We start from the raw sequence: 6,728 nt of genomic DNA on the forward strand, positions 1-6,728 counted from the left end.
AAAATATTTGCTAAAACCTGACCAGGCGTTCAGCGTGCCTCTGTCGCCTACAAGGAAGAAACGCTGTCGGTTCGCCGCAGTCTGTAAGTCACCACCCTCGAGATCCTCCGATGCTCACTCTGTTACGAGAAGAAAAATACCTGCTGTTGGCCCTGATCATGGCCGTGCTCGCCTTCCCCCTGGAACATGCGCTGCTCGGCAACGGCCGTGGCGTGGCACTGATTGCCGGGCTGGTGCTGATTGGCGCCATCGTCTGCGCCTCGATGCGCGTGGCGCACCATGCCGAGTTGTTGGCGGAAAAGGTCGGCGACCCCTACGGCACGATGATCCTGACCCTGTCGGCAGTGCTGGTGGAAGTGGTGATCCTGGCGATCATGATGAGCAACGAGGCTTCGCCGACCCTGGTGCGCGACACCATCTATTCGGCGGTGATGCTCGATATCAACGGCATCCTCGGCCTGGCCGCGCTGATGGGCGGCATCAAGCATGGCGAGCAGCCCTACAACGATGACTCGGCGCGCACCTACAGCGTGATGATCCTCACCGCCATGGGCGTTTCCATGGTGGTGCCGGAGTTCATTCCCGAGTCGGACTGGAAGGTCTATTCAGCGTTCACCATCGGCGCGATGGTGCTGTTGTATACCCTGTTCCTGCGCATGCAGGTCGGCCCGCACAGCTACTTCTTCAGCTACAGCTACCCGGAGAAAAAACGCCGTGAGGCGGGCCATGAGGAACATGCGCCGGGTGGCCTGACCCAGTCGATCGTCACCCTGGTGCTGGGGATCGTGGTGATCGGCGCCCTGGCCGAGGTGATGTCCAAGGCTCTCGATCTCGGCCTGGAAGGCAGCGGTGCGCCGCCGGTGATCACGGCGATTCTGGTGGCGGCCATTTCCGCCGCGCCGGAAATCCTCACCGCCCTGCGTGCGGCCCTGGCCAACCGCATGCAGTCGGTGGTCAACATCGCGTTGGGCGCGTCGCTCTCGACAGTGATCCTGACGGTGCCGGTGATGGAGGCCATGGCGCTCTACACCGGCCAGCCGTTCCAGATGGCGATGACGCCGGTGCAGACGGTGATGGTGCTGATCACCCTGGTCGTCAGCGCGATCAACCTCAACGACGGTGAAACCAACGCCATCGAGGGCATGACGCACTTCGTGCTGTTCGCCACCTTCGTCATGCTCTCGCTGCTGGGACTGTAGGCCGGCCTTACCAGGGAATGGTCTCGCCCTTGTAGTTGATGAAGTGATGGCCGCCGCGGCCGGCGAAGGCGTTCACCTGGTCGACCAGGCCGCGGGTGCTGGTGGCGACGTCGATCTGCGCGTCTTCGCCGCCCATGTCGGTCTTCACCCAGCCGGGGTGCATCGACAGCACGGTGAAGGTCGGCGCCTCGATTTCGCTCAGGAAGCTGTTGGTCATCGAGTTCAATGCGGCCTTGCTGGCCTTGTAGAAGGCCAGCTCCGGCGCGTCGGGGCTGGTCACGCTGCCCAGCCCCGAGCTCATGAAGGCAATCACGCCATAGCCCGGGCGGATCTGCCCGACGAAGCGCTGGGCCAGGGCGACCGGTGCGATGGCGTTGGTCAGAAACAATTGGCCGATATCCGCCAGTGAGGCATTGGCCGGCTTCTGGTCGGCCGGGCCCTTGACCCCGGCGTTGACGAACAGCAGGTCGAACACCTGGCCTTGCAGGCGCTCGGCGAGGGCGGCGGCGGCGGCCTGGTCGTCCATGTCCAGGGTCTCGATGCGCACCGGGCCGGCCGCTTTCAGCGCGTCGGCCTTGCCGGCATCGCGCACGGTGGCGGTGACGTTCCAGCCATCGGCCAGCAACTGTTGCACCAACCCCAGGCCGAGGCCTCGGGAGGCGCCGATGATCAATGCGTTCTTACTGCTCATGGGGGTAATTCCTTGTGTCATGAAGTCTGGATGCTCAAGGGACAACGCTGTTGCAGGCGCAGTTCGTCCGGCCCGGCGATGCGCGTTTCGACCAGGTTCGGCTTGCTCTTTAGCCGTTGCGTGACCTGCTCAGGGTTTGACCTTCGAGCATACTCCAGGCTCCAGGCTCTGTGTTCCTTGAATCAGCCTGGCGTTGCACGGGCTGGGTGCTCAAGCCTGAGAGAATGGGGCGTGGTTGATCAAAAAATAGCCAGTTGTGCTCCGGCCAGATCGGATCGGCCGCCGGGCCACCCTTGCACGGGTTATCCACAGCTTGCTCCACAGTATTTGTGAGCAAGCGCCGAAGCCGGGCATAAGCGCCGCGCGGCTATCTCCGAAACGCGATAAATGCGCCTAAGCCGTTGTTTCGAGAACGTTTCGCCGGCGCTGGCAAACAACTGTACGAAAACTGATCAGTGCCCGCAAAGCCACGGTGCAGAAGGGTTGCAGCCGGCTGTGCTCAGGTTATCCACAGTCGGGCCCACAGCGATTGTGGGCAAACTGGCGTCGAGTGTCGTCAGCGCCTGTGGACAAGTCTCAGCGTTGCAGCAGGATGCGTCCGCGACTCAGGTCGGCCAGTTGGCGTTGCAGGGTATCGATCAGGCTCTCGCCGACCGCCAGTTGCAGCTCCACGCCGTTGGCGGTGAAGTGTTCCGCCACCACCAGACCGCCGGCCTCGGCCACCCGTAGCTTGACCAGCGCCAGTTCGCTGAAGCTGCAGGCGCAGTGCAGCGGGACCCGGCTGATCAGTTCGATGCGCTCGGCATTCTGCAGGCATTTGTTGGCCCCGCCGCCATAGGCGCGGGCCAGGCCGCCGGTGCCCAGTTGGATGCCGCCGTACCAGCGGATTACCAGCACCACGACCTGGTCGCAGTCCTGCGCCTCGATCGCTGCCAGGATCGGCCGGCCGGCGGTGCCGCCGGGCTCGCCGTCGTCGCTGCTGCGGTACTGGTCGGCAAGCTTCCAGGCCCAGCAGTTGTGGGTGGCATCCAGGTCGCTGTGCTGTTCGATGAAGGCCTGGGCTTCGGCAACGCCGGTGATCGGCGCGGCGAGGGTGATGAAGCGGCTTTTGCGAATTTCCTCTCGGTATTCGTAAACGCCGGCAAGGGTAAAGGGCATACGGAATCGGCTTTGAGTGAAGGGTCAGAGCGGCGGCGTCAGGCCGCAGCCTTTGAGGATGATGCGGATCAGGTTGTTGCCGGCCTCTTCCATGTCCTGTTTGGTCAGGCGCGAGCGGCCGGTGACGCGGCAGATCTGCGTGGCGAAATCGGCGTAATGCTGGGTGCTGCCCCAGAGCAGGAAAATCAGGTGGACCGGGTCGACCGGGTCCATCTTGCCGGCGTCGATCCAGGCCTGGAACACATTGGCCCGGCCCTGGAACCAGGCACGGTAGTCCTGGCTGAAATACTCGCTCAGGCATTCGCCGCCGCTGATGATCTCCATGGCGAAGATTCGCGAGGCCTGTGGCTGGCGCCGGGAGAACTCCATCTTGGCGCGGATGTAGCGGCTCAGGGCCTCGGCCGGATCGTCTTCGGCGCTCAGGTGGTTGAAGGTGCTGTCCCATAGTTCGAGGATGTTGCTCAGCACCGCGACGTACAAGCCCAGCTTGTTGGTGAAGTAGTAATGCAGGTTGGCCTTGGGCAGCCCGGCATTCTGCGCGATGGTGTTCATGCTGGTGCCTTTGAAGCCGTGACGGGCGAATTCGTCTTCGGCGGCCCTGATGATCGCTTCTTCGTTCTTCTGGCGAATGCGGCTGGCGGGTTTTCCGGCGTGGGCAGGGACTTCAACGGTCATAGGCAGTTCCGAGCTGGTCTGTGGGTGCAACCTGTGCACAGATAACTTACCCGCCGGGTTCAGACAAGTCCTGACATCATATAAAGCCTGAATGTGGGCTGATTGGGGGGCTTTGGGCGAATAGTTGACGCCAATTACCCGGTTTTGCAGGTTTCCAGGGGCTGCCACAGGTGCAGACGCGGCCATGGGACCCGGGCTGTGCAAGTTCATGGGCTCAGCGTGTCGCCGCCAGGCTTTCCAGGAAACTTTCCAGTACCAGGTGCGGACGCCGGCCCTTGCGCGTCACCGACGCCAGGCTCAGGTCGTAAAAGCGGCTGCTGGCCTTGAGCGCGCGCAGGCGTCCCTGTTGCACCCAGAGGCTGGCGTAGTGATCCGGCAGGTAGCCGATGTAGCGCCCGGTCAGGATCAGGAAGGCCATGCCTTCGCGGTCGGAAGCGCTGGCCGTGCAGTTGAGCGCCTGGTAGTGCGCCTGGATCTCGGCCGGCAGGCGGAAGGTCGGCGCGATCGCATCCTGGGCGTTGAGGCGCTCGTCCGCCAGTTGCCGGTCATCGACATAGAACAGCGGGTGCCCCACCGCGCAGTACAACAGTGAACGTTCGCTGTACAAGGGCTGGTATTCCAGCCCGGAGAGCGCGCTGGCCTGGGGCACCACCCCGACATGCAGGCGGCCATCCAGCACGCCTTGCTCCACTTCGTTGGGCGCGATCATGCGGATCTGGATCTGCACGTCGGGCCCGCGCTCCTTCAACTGGGCCAGGGCATGGGTAATGCGCATGTGGGGCAGGGTCACCAGGTTGTCGGTCAGGCCGATGGTCAACTCGCCGCGCAGGTGCTGGTGCAGGCCGTTGACCTCGGTGCGGAAACTCTCCAGCGCGCTGAGCAACTGCAAGGCCGACTGATAGACCTCGCGGCCTTCCTCGGTCAGGGAAAAGCCGGCGCGCCCGCGTTGGCACAGGCGCAGGCCGAGACGCTGTTCCAGGTCGCTCATCTGCTGGCTGATCGCCGAGCGCCCGATGCCGAGCACGGTTTCCGCCGCCGAGAAACCACCGCATTCCACCACGCTGCGAAAGATCCGCAGCAGGCGGATATCGAAGTCGCTGACTTGCGCCAGCGGGTCGGGGCGACGGCTGCTCATGGTTTAGTGTGCTCTTAACTGAAGGTTAGAAAAGTTGCATTTCACCGACTTTATCGCCGTGGCAACTTACTCGCAATAACGCTCTCAACGTCCACGCCGCTTAAATGCCCTGCGAGGTTTCGCCGATGAACATGCCTGAAAACGCTCCGTCTTCCGTAGCCAGCCAGCTCAAGCTCGATGCGCACTGGATGCCTTACACCGCCAACCGCAACTTCCAGCGTGACCCGCGGTTGATCGTTGCTGCCGAGGGCAGCTGGCTGACCGACGACAAGGGGCGCAAGGTCTATGACTCGCTGTCGGGGCTGTGGACCTGCGGTGCCGGGCATACCCGCAAGGAAATCCAGGAAGCGGTGGCCAGGCAGTTGAGCACCCTCGATTACTCGCCGGGCTTCCAGTACGGCCATCCGCTGTCGTTCCAGCTCGCGGAGAAAATCACCTCGCTGACGCCGGGCAACCTGAACCACGTGTTCTTCACCGACTCCGGCTCCGAGTGCGCCGACACCGCGGTGAAGATGGTCCGCGCCTACTGGCGTCTGAAAGGCCAGCCGACCAAGACCAAGATGATCGGTCGTGCCCGTGGCTATCACGGTGTGAACATCGCCGGCACCAGCCTGGGCGGCGTCAGCGGCAACCGCAAGCTGTTCGGCCAGGCCATGCACGATGTCGACCACCTGCCGCACACCCTGCTGGCCAGCAACGCTTTCTCCCGTGGCATGCCGGAGCAGGGTGGTGTCGCCCTGGCCGACGAGTTGCTCAAACTCATCGAGTTGCATGACGCCTCGAACATCGCCGCCGTGTTCGTCGAGCCCATGGCCGGTTCCGCCGGCGTGCTGGTGCCGCCCCAGGGCTATCTCAAGCGTCTGCGCGAAATCTGCGATCAGCACAACATCCTGCTGGTGTTCGACGAAGTGATCACCGGTTTCGGCCGCACTGGCAAGATGTTCGGTGCCGACAGCTTCGGCGTCACCCCGGACCTGATGTGCATCGCCAAGCAGGTCACCAACGGTGCCATTCCGATGGGGGCGGTGATCGCCAGCAGCGAGATCTACCAGACCTTCATGAACCAGCCGACCCCCGAGTACGCGGTGGAATTCCCCCACGGCTACACCTACTCGGCGCACCCGGTGGCCTGTGCCGCCGGCCTGGCTGCACTCGATCTGCTGCAAAAGGAAAACCTGGTGCAGCGCGTGGCCGAAGTCGCGCCGCATTTCGAGAACGCCCTGCATGGCCTCAAGGGCAGCAAGAACGTGATCGACATCCGCAACTTCGGCCTGGCTGGCGCGATCCAGATCGCGCCGCGGGATGGCGATGCCATCGTGCGTCCGTTCGAAGCCGGCATGGCGCTGTGGAAAGCCGGTTTCTATGTGCGCTTCGGCGGTGACACCCTGCAGTTCGGCCCCACCTTCAACAGCAAGCCGGAAGACCTCGATCGTCTGTTCGATGCGGTCGGCGAAGTGCTGAACAAGCTCGACTGATTCCGCCCGGTAGCAAAGAACCTTTTGCGGGAGCGAACGCTGCGCTCCCGCCGACCCCATTCAGGAGCCCCCAATGAGCGCAATCCAGCATCTGATCGATGGCCAACTGGTCAACGATTCCGGCCGCACGGCCGCGGTGTACAACCCTTCGACCGGCCAGGTCATCCACCAGGTGCCGCTGGCGAGCCGCGAGACCATTCAGCAGGCCATCGATTCGGCCAAGGCGGCGTTCCCGGCCTGGCGCAACACCCCGCCCGCCAAGCGTGCCCAGGTGATGTTCCGCTTCAAGCATCTGCTGGAGCAGAACGAGGCGCGTATTGCCCAACTGATCAGCGAAGAGCATGGCAAGACCCTGGAGGACGCCGCCGGCGAACTCAAGCGCGGGATCGAGAACG

The 6,728-nt window shown here is 63.4% G+C and carries 7 protein-coding genes (1 of these 7 running past the window's edge); 3 read left to right on the forward strand and 4 right to left on the reverse strand.

Annotation, left to right across the window (positions count from 1 at the left end):
* Positions 1-110: 110 nt before the first annotated feature.
* Positions 111-1,199, forward strand: a complete 1,089-nt coding sequence (locus tag ACZ5KU_RS03260; RefSeq protein ID WP_054064685.1) for a calcium:cation antiporter — start codon at positions 111-113, stop codon at positions 1,197-1,199.
* A gap of 7 nt (positions 1,200-1,206) precedes the next feature.
* Here ACZ5KU_RS03260 and ACZ5KU_RS03265 read toward each other — a convergent pair whose 3' ends face one another.
* The 4 genes from ACZ5KU_RS03265 to ACZ5KU_RS03280 all read right to left on the reverse strand — a co-directional run bounded on the left by ACZ5KU_RS03265 (position 1,207) and on the right by ACZ5KU_RS03280 (position 4,858).
* On the reverse strand, positions 1,207-1,890 hold the full coding sequence (locus tag ACZ5KU_RS03265; RefSeq protein ID WP_464736829.1) for an SDR family oxidoreductase: 684 nt from the start codon (positions 1,888-1,890) through the stop codon (positions 1,207-1,209).
* A gap of 576 nt (positions 1,891-2,466) precedes the next feature.
* Positions 2,467-3,048, reverse strand: a complete 582-nt coding sequence (locus ACZ5KU_RS03270) for an IMPACT family protein (protein WP_464736830.1) — start codon at positions 3,046-3,048, stop codon at positions 2,467-2,469.
* Between the two features lie 24 nt (positions 3,049-3,072).
* Positions 3,073-3,723, reverse strand: coding sequence for a TetR/AcrR family transcriptional regulator (locus ACZ5KU_RS03275; RefSeq protein WP_054056980.1), 651 nt, complete (start codon positions 3,721-3,723; stop codon positions 3,073-3,075).
* A 214-nt stretch (positions 3,724-3,937) separates the two neighbouring features.
* Entirely contained in the window at positions 3,938-4,858 is a 921-nt protein-coding gene (locus ACZ5KU_RS03280; RefSeq protein ID WP_054056979.1) for a LysR family transcriptional regulator, read from the reverse strand.
* A 125-nt stretch (positions 4,859-4,983) separates the two neighbouring features.
* Here ACZ5KU_RS03280 and aptA point away from each other — a divergent pair, with 125 nt between their 5' ends.
* The gene (aptA, locus tag ACZ5KU_RS03285; protein ID WP_054056978.1) at positions 4,984-6,333 is read left to right on the forward strand and encodes an omega-aminotransferase AptA; all 1,350 of its coding nucleotides are present in this window, start codon (positions 4,984-4,986) and stop codon (positions 6,331-6,333) included.
* Between the two features lie 73 nt (positions 6,334-6,406).
* Positions 6,407-6,728, forward strand: the beginning of a protein-coding gene (locus ACZ5KU_RS03290; RefSeq protein WP_054056977.1) for a CoA-acylating methylmalonate-semialdehyde dehydrogenase. It continues 1,172 nt past the right edge of the window; 322 of the gene's 1,494 nt are visible here — the first part of the coding sequence; it begins with the start codon at positions 6,407-6,409; its stop codon lies off the right edge, out of view.

The organism is Pseudomonas sp. Tof1, from assembly GCF_055390395.1.

Excerpts from the sequence above, each read along its gene's own strand:
- ACZ5KU_RS03260 (WP_054064685.1), top strand. The coding sequence starts at position 111 with ATGCTCACTCTGTTACGAGAAGAAAAATACCTGCTGTTGGCCCTGATC.
- ACZ5KU_RS03265 (WP_464736829.1), bottom strand. The coding sequence starts at position 1,890 with ATGAGCAGTAAGAACGCATTGATCATCGGCGCCTCCCGAGGCCTCGGC.
- ACZ5KU_RS03270 (WP_464736830.1), bottom strand. The coding sequence starts at position 3,048 with ATGCCCTTTACCCTTGCCGGCGTTTACGAATACCGAGAGGAAATTCGC.
- ACZ5KU_RS03275 (WP_054056980.1), bottom strand. The coding sequence starts at position 3,723 with ATGACCGTTGAAGTCCCTGCCCACGCCGGAAAACCCGCCAGCCGCATT.
- ACZ5KU_RS03280 (WP_054056979.1), bottom strand. The coding sequence starts at position 4,858 with ATGAGCAGCCGTCGCCCCGACCCGCTGGCGCAAGTCAGCGACTTCGAT.
- aptA (WP_054056978.1), top strand. The coding sequence starts at position 4,984 with ATGAACATGCCTGAAAACGCTCCGTCTTCCGTAGCCAGCCAGCTCAAG.